General features: G+C 40.7%; 16 protein-coding genes. 7 read left to right on the top strand and 9 right to left on the bottom strand.

The genetic code is table 11. From position 1 onward, the window contains the following. Positions 1–13 precede the first annotated feature (13 nt). The 7 genes from LV85_RS00455 to LV85_RS00485 all read right to left on the bottom strand — a co-directional run bounded on the left by LV85_RS00455 (position 14) and on the right by LV85_RS00485 (position 7,811). A complete protein-coding gene (locus LV85_RS00455) occupies positions 14–499 on the bottom strand; it encodes a hypothetical protein (RefSeq protein WP_111316217.1) in 486 nt (161 codons plus the stop codon). 41 nt (positions 500–540) lie between these two features. Next, positions 541–1,158, bottom strand: a complete 618-nt coding sequence (locus LV85_RS00460) for a YceI family protein (protein ID WP_111316218.1) — start codon at positions 1,156–1,158, stop codon at positions 541–543. Continuing rightward, positions 1,151–1,786: a dioxygenase family protein gene (locus LV85_RS00465; RefSeq protein WP_111316219.1), complete on the bottom strand. Its 636-nt coding sequence runs from the start codon at positions 1,784–1,786 to the stop codon at positions 1,151–1,153. Before LV85_RS00465 ends, LV85_RS00460 begins: the two co-directional genes overlap by 8 nt. Before the next feature lie 76 nt (positions 1,787–1,862). Beyond that, the gene (locus LV85_RS00470) at positions 1,863–2,678 is read right to left on the bottom strand and encodes a LytTR family DNA-binding domain-containing protein (RefSeq protein WP_111316220.1); all 816 of its coding nucleotides are present in this window, start codon (positions 2,676–2,678) and stop codon (positions 1,863–1,865) included. Between the two features lie 5 nt (positions 2,679–2,683). Then, positions 2,684–3,751, bottom strand: coding sequence for a Fic family protein (locus LV85_RS00475; RefSeq protein ID WP_111316221.1), 1,068 nt, complete (start codon positions 3,749–3,751; stop codon positions 2,684–2,686). Positions 3,752–4,031: 280 nt separating this feature from the next. Further along, positions 4,032–5,150, bottom strand: coding sequence for an amidohydrolase family protein (locus LV85_RS00480; RefSeq protein ID WP_111316222.1), 1,119 nt, complete (start codon positions 5,148–5,150; stop codon positions 4,032–4,034). Positions 5,151–5,255: 105 nt separating this feature from the next. Then, complete coding sequence (locus tag LV85_RS00485; RefSeq protein ID WP_111316223.1) at positions 5,256–7,811, bottom strand: M14 family zinc carboxypeptidase; 2,556 nt, start codon at positions 7,809–7,811, stop codon at positions 5,256–5,258. 94 nt (positions 7,812–7,905) lie between these two features. On the opposite strand from LV85_RS00485, the gene LV85_RS22430 reads away from it, so the two are divergent. The 4 genes from LV85_RS22430 to LV85_RS00505 all read left to right on the top strand — a co-directional run bounded on the left by LV85_RS22430 (position 7,906) and on the right by LV85_RS00505 (position 9,600). Beyond that, positions 7,906–8,172, top strand: coding sequence for a PLD nuclease N-terminal domain-containing protein (locus LV85_RS22430; protein WP_111316224.1), 267 nt, complete (start codon positions 7,906–7,908; stop codon positions 8,170–8,172). A 24-nt stretch (positions 8,173–8,196) separates the two neighbouring features. Continuing rightward, positions 8,197–8,406, top strand: a complete 210-nt coding sequence (locus LV85_RS22360) for a PLDc N-terminal domain-containing protein (RefSeq protein WP_111316496.1) — start codon at positions 8,197–8,199, stop codon at positions 8,404–8,406. A 1-nt stretch (position 8,407) separates the two neighbouring features. Continuing rightward, positions 8,408–8,581: a PLDc N-terminal domain-containing protein gene (locus LV85_RS00500; protein ID WP_111316225.1), complete on the top strand. Its 174-nt coding sequence runs from the start codon at positions 8,408–8,410 to the stop codon at positions 8,579–8,581. A 344-nt stretch (positions 8,582–8,925) separates the two neighbouring features. Then, positions 8,926–9,600 (top strand): ATP-binding cassette domain-containing protein, encoded by a 675-nt coding sequence (locus LV85_RS00505; RefSeq protein ID WP_111316226.1) that lies wholly within the window; start codon positions 8,926–8,928, stop codon positions 9,598–9,600. Between the two features lie 15 nt (positions 9,601–9,615). Here LV85_RS00505 and LV85_RS00510 read toward each other — a convergent pair whose 3' ends face one another. Next, positions 9,616–10,506, bottom strand: a complete 891-nt coding sequence (locus LV85_RS00510) for a TIGR01777 family oxidoreductase (RefSeq protein ID WP_111316227.1) — start codon at positions 10,504–10,506, stop codon at positions 9,616–9,618. Positions 10,507–10,639: 133 nt separating this feature from the next. Here LV85_RS00510 and LV85_RS00515 point away from each other — a divergent pair, with 133 nt between their 5' ends. From LV85_RS00515 to LV85_RS00525, 3 genes are read left to right on the top strand one after another with little or no spacing between them, the layout of a single operon-like run. Next, positions 10,640–11,905, top strand: a complete 1,266-nt coding sequence (locus LV85_RS00515; protein WP_111316228.1) for a voltage-gated chloride channel family protein — start codon at positions 10,640–10,642, stop codon at positions 11,903–11,905. Between the two features lie 27 nt (positions 11,906–11,932). After that, positions 11,933–13,747, top strand: coding sequence for a TrkH family potassium uptake protein (locus LV85_RS00520; protein ID WP_111316229.1), 1,815 nt, complete (start codon positions 11,933–11,935; stop codon positions 13,745–13,747). A 10-nt stretch (positions 13,748–13,757) separates the two neighbouring features. Then, a complete protein-coding gene (locus LV85_RS00525) occupies positions 13,758–14,447 on the top strand; it encodes a potassium channel family protein (protein ID WP_111316230.1) in 690 nt (229 codons plus the stop codon). On the opposite strand, the gene LV85_RS00530 is transcribed toward LV85_RS00525, so the two are convergent. Further along, the gene (locus LV85_RS00530) at positions 14,444–15,256 is read right to left on the bottom strand and encodes an ion transporter (protein ID WP_111316231.1); all 813 of its coding nucleotides are present in this window, start codon (positions 15,254–15,256) and stop codon (positions 14,444–14,446) included. The genes LV85_RS00525 and LV85_RS00530 overlap by 4 nt on opposite strands. Between the last annotated feature and the right edge of the window lie 24 nt (positions 15,257–15,280).

Here is a 15,280-nt window from a genome sequence, read left to right on the forward strand (position 1 = left end):
TACTTTTGTTTTTTCAAATCCCCAACCTCTCCTTAATTACCTCCAAGCCCGCAACCGCATCTTTTTCTGTCGCAAAATCAAGCGCTAAAAACTTGGTGCCATCCGCTAACAAGACTACTTTATAAATAGTGATTAGCCCATTGAATGTAGGAGTAATCCCATTTGGGATAAAAGAAGTACGATAAGTGTGGTGTATGATTTCTGCATGATTTATTTCTGGGAGCTCTACCCATTCTCCGGATTCAAACCAGAGAATCTTTTGATACTCTTTGAATTTTTTGTTTCGAAAGTCAAACAGAATTCCTGAGTTGATAGAGCTTAAGAATATTCCTAACACTAATGCCCCTCCGCCTACTAGCGCTATTTTGACAGGAGCTGTATCTAACTCCACAAAAAATGCGGTTAGAATCACCACTATCCCAGATGCCAGAAATATCTGTCCAAGTAGTCTAGGACCCTTGGTCCCATCATTTTGACTTTTGTATTTAAAATATTGCAAGCGAAGGAAATTTTATCTAGCTCAATAAAATAAACAATCTGTCAATTACATAGTATTTCAACCCTTAGTTGTATTTCTCTATCCACGAGCGTTCGATCCACCCAGCTCCCGCTATAGGCAATATCCCAATCAAAGCGATCTATTTCGATAATAGCAGTGAATCGATTTTTATGAGCTGTAGCTCTAAATGAAATTGTATTGGAAATTCCTTTTATCTCTAATTCACCCACTATATCCAATTCCCCGCTCTCATCTTTCATGACTTGAACAATCGTAAATCTTGAAAATGGAAACTTATCCACATCGAAAAAATCAGCACTTTTAAGGTGATTTGTGAGGTTTCGAATAGGAATTGGATCTGTAGCAGGAATATCTGTCACGCTGATGCTATTCATATCTATGATAATTTCTCCCCCAGTTAATTGCCCATTGGATTGCAATAGATATCCATTACGAATCGCTATTTCGCCTTCATGCTTTCCCAATCCCATCATTTTGGTGCCCTTCCAAAATATTTTGGATTCAACTATGTCAATTGCAAGAGTATCTGCCTCCACTGTAGAAATTGGCTCTAGGATATACTCGGAAGATTTAGAGTCTGAACCTACTACGCAACTAACCATTAACAGTCCAAAAATGAAGCTTTGGAACTCATTCATAATCTGGAATATTCAAGCCAAGAATAAGATCTCTGTGCACAGTCAACAATCCATGCGCTTTCACAGGTGTCACTATCCCAGAGCCTCCTCGGTTTGGTAAATTCTTTCGCTTTTCATCTGAAAGAAGTAGATCATCTTCAAACACAAATTCATCCAGATAGTAAGCAGATTTTCCTGGCTCTTTTACAGTGAGATGAATATGTTCTGGTTCATTACTACTAGGATAAGCTCCTGGCCGAAATGTGTAGAAAGTATAATTTCCCTCACTGTCAGTCCTTAACCATCCACGAATAAAGCCGTGCCGTTTAGCCCAAGCGACTTCATCTCCTTTGGTCTCGTAGATTCCTTCTCGATTGGTATGGTAGATATAAAGGACAACATCTGCAGCGGGTGTTTTACCATCCTTTTGAAGAACCTTTCCTGTGACTTTCAACTTAGGTTCGTTTTCCAAAAAGAGCGGAAGCGTATCTATGGCATTTAGCTTCTCGTCTCCAAATTCAAAAATTGCCTCACAGCCCTCGCAAGGGCCACCGACAATTTTGTCATTATTGGACCTTAATGATTGCCCTGTGCAGGAGCTGAAAATAAAAATCATCAGCCAGCCCATAATTAACTTATAGTTTTTCATTTCGCAGTTTTTCCAAAAGCTGCAAAGAAGTCTGCTGATCCAAAAATAAAATAGGCTATGCTGTGGAAAATCTAACTCAAGACGATGGGTACTTCGAAAGCTTCTGCTTGAAGTTATCCACATAATTTCGACTCAATCGGATTTCCTTCTGATTAGAAAGTTGCACATCGTAGTCTCCATTGAGACGGGATTTGTAGGAAATAACTTTAGTCAGATTAACAATAGTAGATTTATGGATCTGCACAAACTTCGCTGGATTCAGCTGCTCCAAAACAGATTTAAGTGTAGAAGTATGAAGGTGTTTTTTCGCATCTACATGAATTTCTATATAGGGTGAAGCAGCTCTGATGTACAAAATATCCTTGCAATGGATCGCAGTCTTTGTTCTTCCCGAACCCACAATCAGCTGCTCCAAAAATCTAGCTTTTTCAATTTTAGCAGGCTTCTTTTTCTTAATCAGCAACAAGGCTATTACCGAATAAATTAGCAAATACTTATATAAATCCTCAGATATGGTGTATCGAAGGTTTCGAATAAATCCAAAGGTATGCTCATAGAAACTCGCGGATATCAAATGCACCAAGCCAGCAAAAAGTAGCATGTGAGCTACAGTCGCTACAAGGACAAAAACGAAGCGTTGGACAAATAAATTTGGAAGCTTTTCACTGATAGAAACCTTCTGAAATAACCAATTCAATAGAAAAGCTACTGGCAGAATCAGTATCCAAAAGGTATTGAAAAGGAAAGATTCGGAAGCGTAGAATGGATACTCGTTAGTTCTGGAATGCAGGTAATCCTGCAAAATCGTCACCAACAATACCAGAATCAAGACAACGAGATACTTAAGCGTTGCTTTGATTCTGGGTTTCTTTTGTTGGTGCTTTGCATTCATTTTCCTTAAGATTTTGAAGTGAGCAGCGCATATAGCTTTTCGTTCACATAGTAATTTCCTGTGCCTAGTTTCTCTTTTCTCAGCACACCATCTTCTGCCAGCTTGTTGAGATAGTTAGCAGCAGTGATACGAGATACACCCAAGTCACGCACGATAAACTCAATCTTCGTGTATGGATGTTTGAACAGATTATTGAGTAATTCCTGAGAATAAAACTTATAATTATCTCGAAGCCGAATTTTCATTTCAGCCATCAAAACCTTCAACTTTTCGATCAGATCTATCGTCTCCCGGGCAGTATTTTCAACTCCTCTAATCATATAAGATAACCAACTTTCCCAATCTCTATTTTCACGCACTCCCTGAAGCAAGCGGTAATAGTCAGCTTTGTTGCGAATAATATGGCTACTCAGGTAAAGGATCGGAAGCTTTTGCAAGCCTGCCAAAATCAAGTATAAAATATTCAAAATCCTTCCTGTACGACCATTTCCATCATAGAATGGGTGAATGCTCTCAAACTGAAAATGAATAATAGCCATCTTCACCAGGGGATCTAGATCACTCAGTTCGGGACGATTGATAAACTGCTCCAGATTGGATATCAGTCTAAGTATCTCATCGGCATCTTGCGGTGGAAGATAAACAGTTTCACCAGTCTGTGTATTTTTAAGTGCGGTGCCTGGCAGTTTGCGAAAACCTGCATTATTCCCCTCCAAGATCTCCTGGATCTGAAGAATTATCTGATTGGTCAATACCCCTTGTGTCTCTACCAAATCAAATCCACTTTTCATCGCCGCCACGTAATTTTTCACTTCTTTGACCGCTGGAGACATAGACTCAAACTCCAAATCTGACTTGAAAAGCTCATCGTGGGTAGTGATTATATTCTCCACGGCTGAGCTATCCTTGGCTTCTTGAATCGCCAGCGTATTCAGCAAAATCTCATGATTGGGGATAGAATATACCAATCCTTTCAACTCTGCCAATGCCGCATGCGCAGTAGGAAGTTGCTTGAGAATTGTTCTTGTTTCCAATTCTAGGTCATAAGGCAAAGGAGTTAGATTCCAAGTCATATGTAAAGATTTTCCAATTTTCTTTACAAAGATAAAGCTATGTGCAAAGAAAAGCTATAGTTTCTTTACATACCAAAGGGTTTATGTAAAGGTTTTTCGATTTTCTTTACATATTAATAATGATATGTAACGCGGCTTTACATTAGGTGTTTAAAAAAATGTAGGGGCGAAAGATTTTTCGCACTGTTAGTATTGGAATTTTTGGACAAAAATTATTAGTCCCTACCATTCTGCGAAAATCTGCTTCAGTAATCAGCGTTCAACTACGGGGAAATCTAAATCAATCCGGAAAAACACTCTTATCCATCCCCGGTACAATTCGCAAGGCATTTTTGTAATACAATTTTTTCAGGACCTCATCAGATAGGCCCAAGCCATACATTGCCCAGAAAGCATGGTATTTTTTGTAGTAAGGGAAATACTCATCTTCTGTTTCCAGTACGCGGAAATAGGTATAATACTCTTCCTTATTGTAAGCATCTTTTCCAAACAGGACACGATCCTGATACTTCTCAAAAAACTCCTTTGCACGTCTCGGTTGACGACCAAACTCAGCGATCACAGCACCGATTCCAAAGTTCACGTTTGGATATTTCTCTAAGTGCGCACTTGCCTCATCTAGGTCATTGGCCATCCAACCCATATGCGCATTGATAAAAGTCGTTTCTGGGTGCTTGGCAAAGACATCGTGCTGCTCAGCCATAATCTGTTCAAATGGAGCTGGATCATCAGCACCACGCTTACGACGAGGGTGGGTTTTTAATTCTAGCCAGCGTTCGTTATTAGCATCCATAGGCTGCCAAAACTGCGCAGGATCTGCTGAGTGGATTATCACCGGAATACCCAATTCACCGGCTTTCGCCCAGACAGCGTCCAAATCTGGATGATTGACAGGGACTCGATTGCCAGCTACATCATTCACATTCAGTCCTAGACTTTTATAGATTTTCAATCCACTGGCTCCTGCAGCTACATCTTCTACCAATTCCTTTACCGCAAGCCTAGTCCAATCTTTATCCCCAAAACCTGCAAAATTCAGATTGGTAAACACCATAAATCTTCCTGGAGCGTGTGTATTGAACTCCTGGATCATATCCTTGATATAATCTTGCTGGGAATTGCTATTGCCACGCCCAAAACCTCTACCGCTAAGATTAACCAGCACTCCCATGTTAATCTCGTCCATTTCAGAAATCAGTTGATCTATTTTCTCTTCATTCACCCCACCCTGATGGCTGTGAATATCCACAAAAGGAAACTTTGCTCGCTTCACTGGATGCTCAGGGACTTTCAGGGTTGAGGGAGGATTGTACTCTTCGAAACTCATCTCTTGAGCAAAAGCGAAGTTTCCAACTATGAAAAATATAAACGCAATAAATAATTTGGTAGCCTGATTCATATACTAATTAGTAGAAAAGGTTTGGCTTGCTTACGCAAAATTTTGAGTAAATGTTAAGTCACAAAAAAATCCCGAGCCAAAACCCGGGATATAAAATTACTGGCCTTATCTCGCTGTTCCTCCATTGATCACCTGACCAAAGAAGATCGCATTCATATAGAGTTTGTTTGTGCCGAACCAAAATGCCCGGAAATTCATATTATCTGCAAAGGCAACGATTCGTCCTCTACCTACTCCAGAAACCTGAATCACCGATCCATTCTGAATACCTGGTAAGTTCACCGGATGAAGATACCCGGAAGCCAAAGGCTTATCTGTATAAACCAGAGGATTTGCATAGGGATTTTCCGAAGGCTCCATAAACAAATTATCATTTCTAAAGGTGTGAATAGCTGAATTGAGGTAACCATAGCCGATTGGATGAGTCAGATCGAGAGTAGCATTGAAAATGGCTCCACCCGTCACTCTAGCTCCTCTTTCGTTATTATAATCTGCATAAGATCTTTGAAGACCCTTGATAGGTTCAGCTCCATCACGAAACTTGAAATCCCCTATTTCATTTTGAGCGAGGAATTGAATTGCTCCTCCTTTTGCCAGTAGTGTTCCTCCACCTGAAATCCAAGATTTCAGCGCAGCAGCACCGGATTTCCCAAGACCATTATATCTACCATCAGGCATCAATAGCACATTATATCTATCCAGGGTACTACCACCGATCCTATCCATAGGCAGTAGGGTTATAGCCATTTCATAACGCTGATCTAGCAAATGCCAGATTTCGCCAGCTTCATAACTATCCACTCCGCCTTCCACAAGTAAGGCGATTTCCGGCTTTTCTAGTACTTGCATAGTAGGAGAACCGAGATTTAAGCCACCAGTATATCCAGTAGTCAATGCGTAGATATCTACCGTAGACTCCTTCGCTATTTCAGAAAGTTTATTGAAAAACGCCTGATCATCCAATCCACTTTGACCCTTATCTATCAGCAGTGTTCCTCTACCATATTCCTTTCCATCTGCAGTGGTGAATTCGCCAGTAGCTACTCGCACCAGAAAATCTGCCTCCATCAACATATTAGCGGCTTTTGGAGCATAATAATCTGTCCATTCCATCGCATATTGATAAGCTCCAGCTTCCCCAACCACTTTTCCAGCTGCTAATTCGATCGTGCTTTTTGTGACCTCATTTACACTTGCTAAATTCAATATCTGACTGTTCAGCGCCATGTAGTCCAAGTTGAAAGCCATAGGATAGGTCCATGCAGAAACATCATAAAACAAGCTATCCTTAAAAGTATTTCTTGTCTCAAACATTGCCTTAATTAACCTGTACTGAGGTTGATCAGCAGGAACGATGTATGAAGTCTCAGATTTGAACTCTGTTCCATTCACAGAGATATCATCATTCAGACTAAAGACTTTGATGTCGTGCTGCAAAATCAAATCCGCCAGATGGTAACTTCTCGCATCATCTTCTTGGCTACCAAAAATGTAAGCCTTGTTCACATCTGCATCCACTTCCTTTTTGATATCCTTATAAAAACCATTCATGAATTGGTTCAGCTCTTGACGCATTTCCTTAGCTGCCTCAAAAGAAGAAAGATTAGCAGTGAATTGGTTTCTGATCGTAAAAGGAAAGCTGAGCATTCCATTTACACTTTCTTGCAAGTGGCCCCTGGAGCTAGCCTGCTCAAACAAAATTCCGATTGAACCCTGAACATCTGGATAAGTAGAGCCTTTTCCATAGTAATAATCATCGTAACTCTCCTCACTGTAATACATTGAGCCAATCGCATCCAATGCCTTCGCATGATACGTCCCTATTTTTTTCGTCAGCTCAAAGTTCTTCTCTGGTGTAAGCGGGTGCATTCTCGCTGGAACTCCCGGCTGAAAAAAGAAGGTGCTGTTGGTGCCCATCTCGTGGAAATCCAAGTGAATATTTGGAAGCCATTCTTGAAACACGCGCACTCTATTTCTAGATTCAGGATGCTGTACAGGAAGCCAATCTCTATTTAGGTCAAACCAATAATGATTCGTTCTACCACGCGGCCAAGCCTCAGTGAATTCAATATTATTCGGATCACCGTTCATATTGTAGGACTTGTGCGTATTCACCCAAGAAGCGAAGCGATTTAATCCATCAGGATTGATAGCCGGGTCGAGAAGCAAAACCATATTATCTAGATCTGCTTCGATTTCATTGGCTGCCGCAAATTGGTAAGCAGCTAGAAGTGAAGCATTGGCGCCAGATGGCTCATTTCCATGAACCGAATAGCCCATATACATCACAACAGGCATATTCTCAATATCCGCGGAGGATCCTGCATCGCGAAGTTTTTTTCGATCGGCTTTGATCTGATCAATCTTGCTAAGATTCGCAGGAGAACTGATCGTCAGAAGAACCTGAGGTCTTTTTTCGTAAGTGCGGCCTGTTTCTTCGAAAGTCACACGGTCTGAGGCTTCAGCCACAGCTTTCATGTACATCACTAATTGGTCATGGCTCACATGCCATTCTCCCACTTCATATCCCAATACTTCCTTTGGTGTAGGAATGGATTGGTCATAGGTATATCCCGTTGGTAAATAATAGCTTAGGTCGACCTGAGCGTAGGTACACAGCGCAAAAAAGGACAAAAGCAGCGATAGCAGACTTTTTTTCATAGAGATTGGAGGTTTAACTTTTAGCTAAATTCATACTTTGATTCTTTAAAAAAAGCTAATTTGGTTCAATGGTTAAAATAATTGAAGAAAAGACATGGATTTAATAGCTCCCGGAGACGGGCAAACCTTTTGGCAAATTTCATTCCTTTTATCCCTAATCTATCTAGGTTTCTGGGCTTATGCCCTTTTTGACGCCTTGCGCTCTGAATTTAGAGCGGCACACAGCAAGTTTTTATGGGTGCTGGTTATTCTCTTTGCCCCATTTGTAGGAACCTTTCTTTACCTAGCTATGAATAGAACTGTCAGAAAAGACCGACGAAGTTTTAACCCTCATTTTCCAAAAAACACAACAGCTAACTAAATGACTCTATCTTTTATTCAAAACATGGGCGGTGGCTCCATTATTATCTTTCTTCTGTTTGGCCTGGTCTATGGCATCTTATGGATTTACTGTTTAGTCGATATCCTACGATCAGATTTTAAAGATTCAAATATGAAAATCATCTGGATCGTAGTTATTTTATTTGCTCAGCTTATCGGTCCCCTTGTTTACTTGGCGATGGGGAAAAGCACGAAAATCACAACTTACTCTTGATATGTTTGGACTTGGAATAATTGGCTTAGCTATTTATGCTTTTACGATTTACGACGTAGTCATCAGTGACTTCGCCAACCAAAACGATAAACTCATCTGGGTAATCATCGTGGTGTTAGTTCCACTGGTAGGTGCTGTACTTTGGTTTTTGGTCGGTAGAGGAAAGCGGATTTAAATTAGCTACTTTGCCTCATGGAACTTATAGGATTATATAAATGAGGCTACTTGCTTATGAGAGGCCTACTTCTTTATTATAAACAGATTCACAGTTTCAATATCCCATTTTCACTTGCTGTTGCCTTATTAGCTTATTCACAAGGCGGTAGTTTTGGCATGTATTTTTTCCTTACTCAATTAACCTTCGGCTATCTACTCGCTCTGTACTTGTTTGAAGTAAGGTATGCGAATTAATACTTTTTCTATTACAATTTAGGCCTCAGAAAAGTTAAGTTATTTGGTTTTTGCTTTGCTATAAATGCCGCCATAGCTTTGCTCTATTATCTTATTTTTCGCTAGATTATGGCAGAGCATATTTTAGAAGCTGACAGTATAATCAAAGGTTTTGGTTACAAAAATTTACTTACAGATATCTATCTGAAATGCACTACGGGAGAGGTTTTAGGTATTTTGGGGAGAAACGGAACAGGCAAATCCACACTACTACAAATTATATTTGGTTCACAAGAAGCGGAGAATAAAAGCATCAGGATAGATGGCCAATTCTATGAAAAACCTTTTACTTCTCGTGATAAAATTGCCTATCTACCTCAAGGTAGTTTTCTACCTAGTAACCTTACCGTTGCTTCAGTCATTCGGACATTTCTAATTTCAGAAATCAGCAGAAAAACAGTTGCTGAAAACGCACGAATTCAAGCTCTTCTCCTAAAAAAAGTCAATGCTTTATCAGGAGGTGAAAAGCGATACTTTGAAGTGCTTTTGATACTTAATCTCCCGACTTTATTTGCGCTGCTTGATGAACCTTTTGCACAGATAGAACCGCTCTATAGAACTGATATTGCAGAGCTGATCACTTCATATAAGAAAGAAAAAGGCATAATCATTTCTGATCACGACTATATAAATCTGATGGAAGTCAGTGACAAAACTTTTCTTCTCAAAGGTGGAACACTTAAACCAATACAGGATAGAAAACAGCTAATCGAATACAATTACTTGCCTCCTGAACTATCGTAATTTATTAGGAAAAAATCACTTGTGATAAATCTCCTTCAAAGCCCCATTGAGCTCAGGACATTCAAAGTCAAAGCCTGCTTTCTGAATTTTTTGCGAGGAAACTCGATTGCCCCCCAGCACCATCGCAGCCATTTCTCCTAAGATTATCCTTAGTACAAAGCCTGGCACTCCTATACCCACATAAGATTTTCCCTTGGCTTTTGCTGCTGCTTGAGTCAACTGCTGATTGGTGGCTGGATTTGGCCCCACAGCATTAAATACACCCTGAAGTGTGGTTTTTTCCAAGGCAAAGACGAACATTCTCGCCAAATCCTCAATTGATATCCAGCTCATCCACTGATCACCAGTTCCCAGAGGTGCAGCAATGGGTGGTTTCATCATTTCGCCAAGTGCTCCTCCATTTGCATCCAGCACTATACCTATTCTGAGCATCACTGTGCGTAGGTGAAGCTCCTCCATTTTCTTTACTTCACTTTCCCAGGCTAGCACCACCTCGGCTAGAAAATCCGAACCAGCCTTATTTGATTCGTCCATAAGTGCAGTCCCAGTATTGAAACCATAGTAGCCAACTGCGGAAGCAGCGATAAAAGCATTGGGTTTTTCGGTAGCTTTTTCCACAGCATCATAAAGCAAGCGTGTACTCTGAATCCTAGAATCCAAAATAAGTTTCTTGCGTTCTTCGGTCCAGCGCTTCTCCGCAACTCCAGCTCCGGCTAGGTGGATAATTGCATCTGCCCAGTCCATCGCCTCTGAGTCAATAGATTGCTTTTTCACATCCCAGAGAAAAGACTTTTGCTTTTGCTGAGATCTGCTGAGCCAAGCCACAGAATATCCTTTCAGTTCTAGCAGCTGAGTGATTTTTTGGCCAATAAGACCAGAACCTCCAGAAATAAGAATATTTTTCATAATTGGGTGATTTACAAAAAGAACCTTAAAATCTACATTTTAGTTGATCTTCTCACTAACTTTTAGCAAACGTTCTAATTCTTAAAATCCAATTTCTATTCCTAATTTGGGTCAATATTTATAAAAAGCTGATTTGAACACCCAAAAAATTTTAAAATATACTGGGCTCTGGATCGTTTTAGGTCTTTTGGTTGGCATACTTTCTGGCGCGGCATCAGCCATTTTCCTGATCACTTTGGATTGGGCAACAGCTTACCGTGAATCGCATTTTTGGATCATTGCATTATTGCCGATTGGCGGCTTCGTCATTGGCTGGACATATTATCGCTATGGAGAAAATTCGGTAAAAGGAAACAATCTTTTACTCGATGAGCTCTATAAAACTGAAAAGCCAATCCCGCTCAGAATGACACCTCTGGTGTTTATTGGGACGGTATTGACACATTTATTTGGTGGATCAGCTGGCCGTGAAGGTACTGCAGTACAGATGGGTGGATCACTGGCAGATCAGCTGACCAAGTATTTTCATCTCAATCCAGAGGATCGCAGGATCATCTTAATCGCTGGTGTTGCTGGTGGATTTGCTTCTGTTTTCGGAACTCCACTTGCGGGAGCCCTTTTTGCCTTAGAATGGATGCTTCACCGAGAAATTCGCTGGAAATCGCTGTTTCCAGCCTTGTGGACAGCATTCGTAGCCAACTGGGTATGTGCATCACTTTTTGGAGTGAGTCATACACATTATCTTATAGATCTCGTTCCTCAGCATACCTTGATTAATTTACTTTGGGTCATTCCGGCCGGAATAGCCTTTGGATTTTCCGGGAGATTATTTGCCCAAAGCACTCACTTTTTTTCTCATCAATTTTCCAAGTACATCGCATACCCGCCTCTTCGCCCGGTCATAGGCGGACTCCTGATCGCTGCATTTGTATATATTTCGGACAGTACCACCTATATTGGATTAGGCGTTCCGAGAATCGTCGAAGCATTTGAGACGCCGCTTCCTTGGTATGATTGGCTGGCAAAAACTGGCCTGACTAGCTTTACATTAGGTGCTGGGTTCAAAGGCGGGGAAGTGACTCCCTTATTCTTCATAGGAGCTACCTTAGGCAATGCACTTGCTACGTGGATTCCGCTACCACTAGCCTTGATGGCTGGGATAGGTTTCGTCGGTGTATTCTCTGGTGCTACTAATACTCCTCTGGCATGTACAGTAATGGGAATGGAACTGTTTGGATATGAGTCTGGAATATTTTTGGGTATTTCTTGCTTGATCGCGTACCTTTTCAGTGGAAGGTCAAGTATCTATTCCTCCCAAAATCTGAATAATAAATTTCATTTGTATCCTGCTGAAGGGCTTTTCACCCTTTCAAGGAATAAGTCCCAAAAGAATGATTGATATTGCTTCAAAGTCTATTTCTACCCTATGAGACTAAAGTTGAAATTTTTTGCTAACCCTGATCGAAACATCCTTTTCTTGAAAAAGGTGATCAAGGTGCAGGAGAAAGTGGTTCAGTTCAGCAGTATTTTCGCATTTGCAGTTTTGCTTTTCCACTTGGGCTATTCTATAAATCCCCAAGACCAAGTCACTACCTCATCGCTCTTCAACATCTCACTTATCCTTATCGGATTAGGCTACTTTGTCAGAGTTTTATTAGTAGAAAAATCTATTTTTCCAGCCCGAGTAATCCTCGAATTACTTCTTTCACTCACCCTCACCCTCACGGCGCTTATTCGCTGGAATGTGCTGGGGGATGAAATGACGAAACTTATTCTAGAATTCACTGCGCATTACCACCTGATCAATGCCCTGGTAATCATCCTCTTTTTCATAGAGCTTAGCAAGTTTAGCCTTACTGTAAATGAGCTCAAACTCAGTCCATCGCTGGTATTTATTCTTTCCTTTATCCTCCTGATCTTCGTAGGAACTGGACTTCTGAGCCTACCTGAGGCGACTACTAGAGATATAAGTTTCATTGATGCGTTGTTCACCGCCACTTCAGCAGTCTGCGTAACTGGTCTGATCGTGCTTGATACAGCAAAAGACTTCACCTTTTTTGGTCAGGTAGTGATCATGATTTTGTTCCAAATTGGCGGACTTGGAATCATGGTGTTCACCAGTTTCTTCGGCTTCTTCTTTAAGGGTAGTTATTCCATTCAAAACAGGCTCTTCATACGAGATTACATCAACGAAAACAATGTAAATGAGATTTACACCACCTTATTCAAGATCATCCTATTTACCGTTTTAGTAGAAGGTTTTTGTGCTTTTATGATTTATCATTTCACGGATGCAGCACAGTTTTCCGGTCGTGGAGATCAGTTGTTCTTTTCTCTTTTCCATGCTATTTCAGCCTTTTGTAATGCGGGATTTTCAACGCTGAGCAATGGCTTGTATCAAGAAGGATTCCGAGAAGCTTATAATATGCACTTAGCTATTGCCTTGGCAATTGTGCTGGGAGGAATCGGATTTCCAGTGGTTTTGAATTATTATTCTTACCTAAAGCATGTGATCGTAGGTAAGGTTAAGAGCATATTAGGTATTGAAAAATACCGACATACTCCTCGCGTGTCCAGTGTAAATACCAGATTAGTGATCTATACTACCGGCATTCTCCTGCTAGTAGGCATGATTGTATATGCGATCTCGGAGCAAGATGCTACGCTAAAAGGCCTTAGTCCCTATGGTAAATTTGTCACCACAGTTTTTGGGGCAGTGACACCCAGAACAGCAGGGTTCAACACCGTAGATATGCGGGAATTGGCAGTTCCAACCGTATTAATTTACCTCTTTCTGATGTGGATAGGAGCATCACCTGGATCCACAGGAGGTGGCTTGAAAACCAGTACTTTCGCCGTTGCGATGCTGAATACATTTAGTATTGCTTCAGGTAAGTCTAGAGTGGAAGTTTTCAGAAGACAGATCAGCAATGAAACACTGAAGAAAGCATTTGCGGTAATTTCCCTCTCAGTATTAGTCATTGGGCTCGGTGTATTACTTCTGATGATTTTTGATCCTGAACTCCCCATGATAGATGTCTCATTTGAAGTGTTCAGCGCATTCTCCACGGTGGGACTCACACTAGGAATCACCCCTCAATTGAGCACAGGTAGTAAAATAGTTTTAATGGCAATTATGCTCATAGGTAGAGTAGGTACACTCACTATCCTTATTGCAATCGTCCGCAAAATCGGTGAACAGCGATACAAATATCCTGAAGAAACCGTCTATATCACTTAATCAAACAAGCATGAAATACATAATCGTAGGCATAGGAAACTTTGGAGGCTATCTGGCCAAGCGTCTTACTAATCTAGGTCATGAGGTAATAGGCGTGGATTCTAGCGAAAGTAGAATTGAAATGATCAAGGATAGCATCACGCATTCGATTGTAATGGATGCTACAGATCAGGCTGCAGTCAAGAATCTTCCATTGAAGGAAACTGACGTCGTCATTATCGCCATAGGTGAAGATATCGGCGCATCGATCATGAGCACGGCTATTTTCAAACAACTCAAATCCAAGCGCATAATCGCCCGAGCTATTAATGATCTTCATGAGACGGTCATTCAAGCTATTGGAGTGGACGAAATCATCCATCCCGAAGAAGAAACAGCAGATCGCCTTTCCAAACGCCTGGAGATGAAAGGTGTGCTAGACTCTTTAGAAATCTCCGACGAGTATAATATAGTGGAAGTGAAGGTGCCAAAACGCTACCTAGACATGACGGTAGCTGATGCTGATATTCGAAAGGAATATTATCTCAATATTCTAACTATAATCAAAATTGAGCAAAAGAAGAATCTGCTAGGTATCAATACCCCACACAAAAACGTGATCGGAGTAGTGACACCTGATTATACCTTCGCAAATGAAGATATATTGCTACTTTTTGGAAAAATCAATAATATCCATGACTTCTTGAAACTCGGGGATTAAAACAGTTTTTCTCCACAGTTTTTGCAGTAATTATCTGTCAAATTAATCGGACTAAATCTGCATTTTGGACAACTGTTGTTAGCTTGTGCCTTTTCATCTTTTCTCTTTTGCGCAGCCATCTCCGAAGATACAATCCCCGTAGGAACGGCAATAATAGCATAGCCCAGCAACATGATCAATGAAGAAACCAACTGCCCGAGTGGAGTGACGGGGTAGATATCACCAAAACCCACCGTAGTCAAGGTCACAATGGCCCAATACATCCCGATAGGAATGCTCGTAAAGCCATGCTGTGGGCCTTCTATGATAAACATAAAAGTGCCCATAATAAGAACTACCGTCACCACAAATCCGATGAATAACAGAATTTTGTGAGAACTAGATCGAAGTGATTTAGTCAAATATTCTGCCTCCGCTACATAGCGTCCAAGTTTCAAAATTCGGATTACACGGAGCAATCGAAGAGCTCTCACTACAGTAAATAACTGCGAATTGAGAACAAAGAAACTCAGGTAGGAAGGTAAAATTGCCAGCAAATCTACCATACCAAAAAAACTGAAAATATAGCCCTTCGGCTCTCTGGACAGCCATACTCTCAAAAAATATTCGATCGTGAATAAGATGGTAAAGACCCATTCTAGAACGAAAAATATCTCTCCATACTTCGCTCTAAGGCTAGCAACGGAATCTAAAATTGCTATAAAAATACTTCCAAAAATCATACCCAAGAGCACGATATCGAAGGTCTTCGAAGCCCAGTCATCAGACTCAAATACAATATGAGCTAACCGCTTTTTTGTGATTATCATGATGGAATTTAGAAAAATTTAAAA

It is taken from the genome of Algoriphagus chordae (assembly GCF_003254055.1).
In the GTDB taxonomy this organism is placed as follows: Bacteria; Bacteroidota; Bacteroidia; order Cytophagales; family Cyclobacteriaceae; genus Algoriphagus; species Algoriphagus chordae.

Excerpts from the sequence above, each read along its gene's own strand:
- LV85_RS00460 (WP_111316218.1), bottom strand. The coding sequence starts at position 1,158 with ATGAATGAGTTCCAAAGCTTCATTTTTGGACTGTTAATGGTTAGTTGC.
- LV85_RS00465 (WP_111316219.1), bottom strand. The coding sequence starts at position 1,786 with ATGAAAAACTATAAGTTAATTATGGGCTGGCTGATGATTTTTATTTTC.
- LV85_RS00470 (WP_111316220.1), bottom strand. The coding sequence starts at position 2,678 with ATGAATGCAAAGCACCAACAAAAGAAACCCAGAATCAAAGCAACGCTT.
- LV85_RS00475 (WP_111316221.1), bottom strand. The coding sequence starts at position 3,751 with ATGACTTGGAATCTAACTCCTTTGCCTTATGACCTAGAATTGGAAACA.
- LV85_RS00480 (WP_111316222.1), bottom strand. The coding sequence starts at position 5,150 with ATGAATCAGGCTACCAAATTATTTATTGCGTTTATATTTTTCATAGTT.
- LV85_RS00485 (WP_111316223.1), bottom strand. The coding sequence starts at position 7,811 with ATGAAAAAAAGTCTGCTATCGCTGCTTTTGTCCTTTTTTGCGCTGTGT.
- LV85_RS22430 (WP_111316224.1), top strand. The coding sequence starts at position 7,906 with ATGGATTTAATAGCTCCCGGAGACGGGCAAACCTTTTGGCAAATTTCA.
- LV85_RS22360 (WP_111316496.1), top strand. The coding sequence starts at position 8,197 with ATGGGCGGTGGCTCCATTATTATCTTTCTTCTGTTTGGCCTGGTCTAT.
- LV85_RS00500 (WP_111316225.1), top strand. The coding sequence starts at position 8,408 with ATGTTTGGACTTGGAATAATTGGCTTAGCTATTTATGCTTTTACGATT.
- LV85_RS00505 (WP_111316226.1), top strand. The coding sequence starts at position 8,926 with ATGGCAGAGCATATTTTAGAAGCTGACAGTATAATCAAAGGTTTTGGT.
- LV85_RS00510 (WP_111316227.1), bottom strand. The coding sequence starts at position 10,506 with ATGAAAAATATTCTTATTTCTGGAGGTTCTGGTCTTATTGGCCAAAAA.
- LV85_RS00520 (WP_111316229.1), top strand. The coding sequence starts at position 11,933 with ATGAGACTAAAGTTGAAATTTTTTGCTAACCCTGATCGAAACATCCTT.
- LV85_RS00525 (WP_111316230.1), top strand. The coding sequence starts at position 13,758 with ATGAAATACATAATCGTAGGCATAGGAAACTTTGGAGGCTATCTGGCC.
- LV85_RS00530 (WP_111316231.1), bottom strand. The coding sequence starts at position 15,256 with ATGATAATCACAAAAAAGCGGTTAGCTCATATTGTATTTGAGTCTGAT.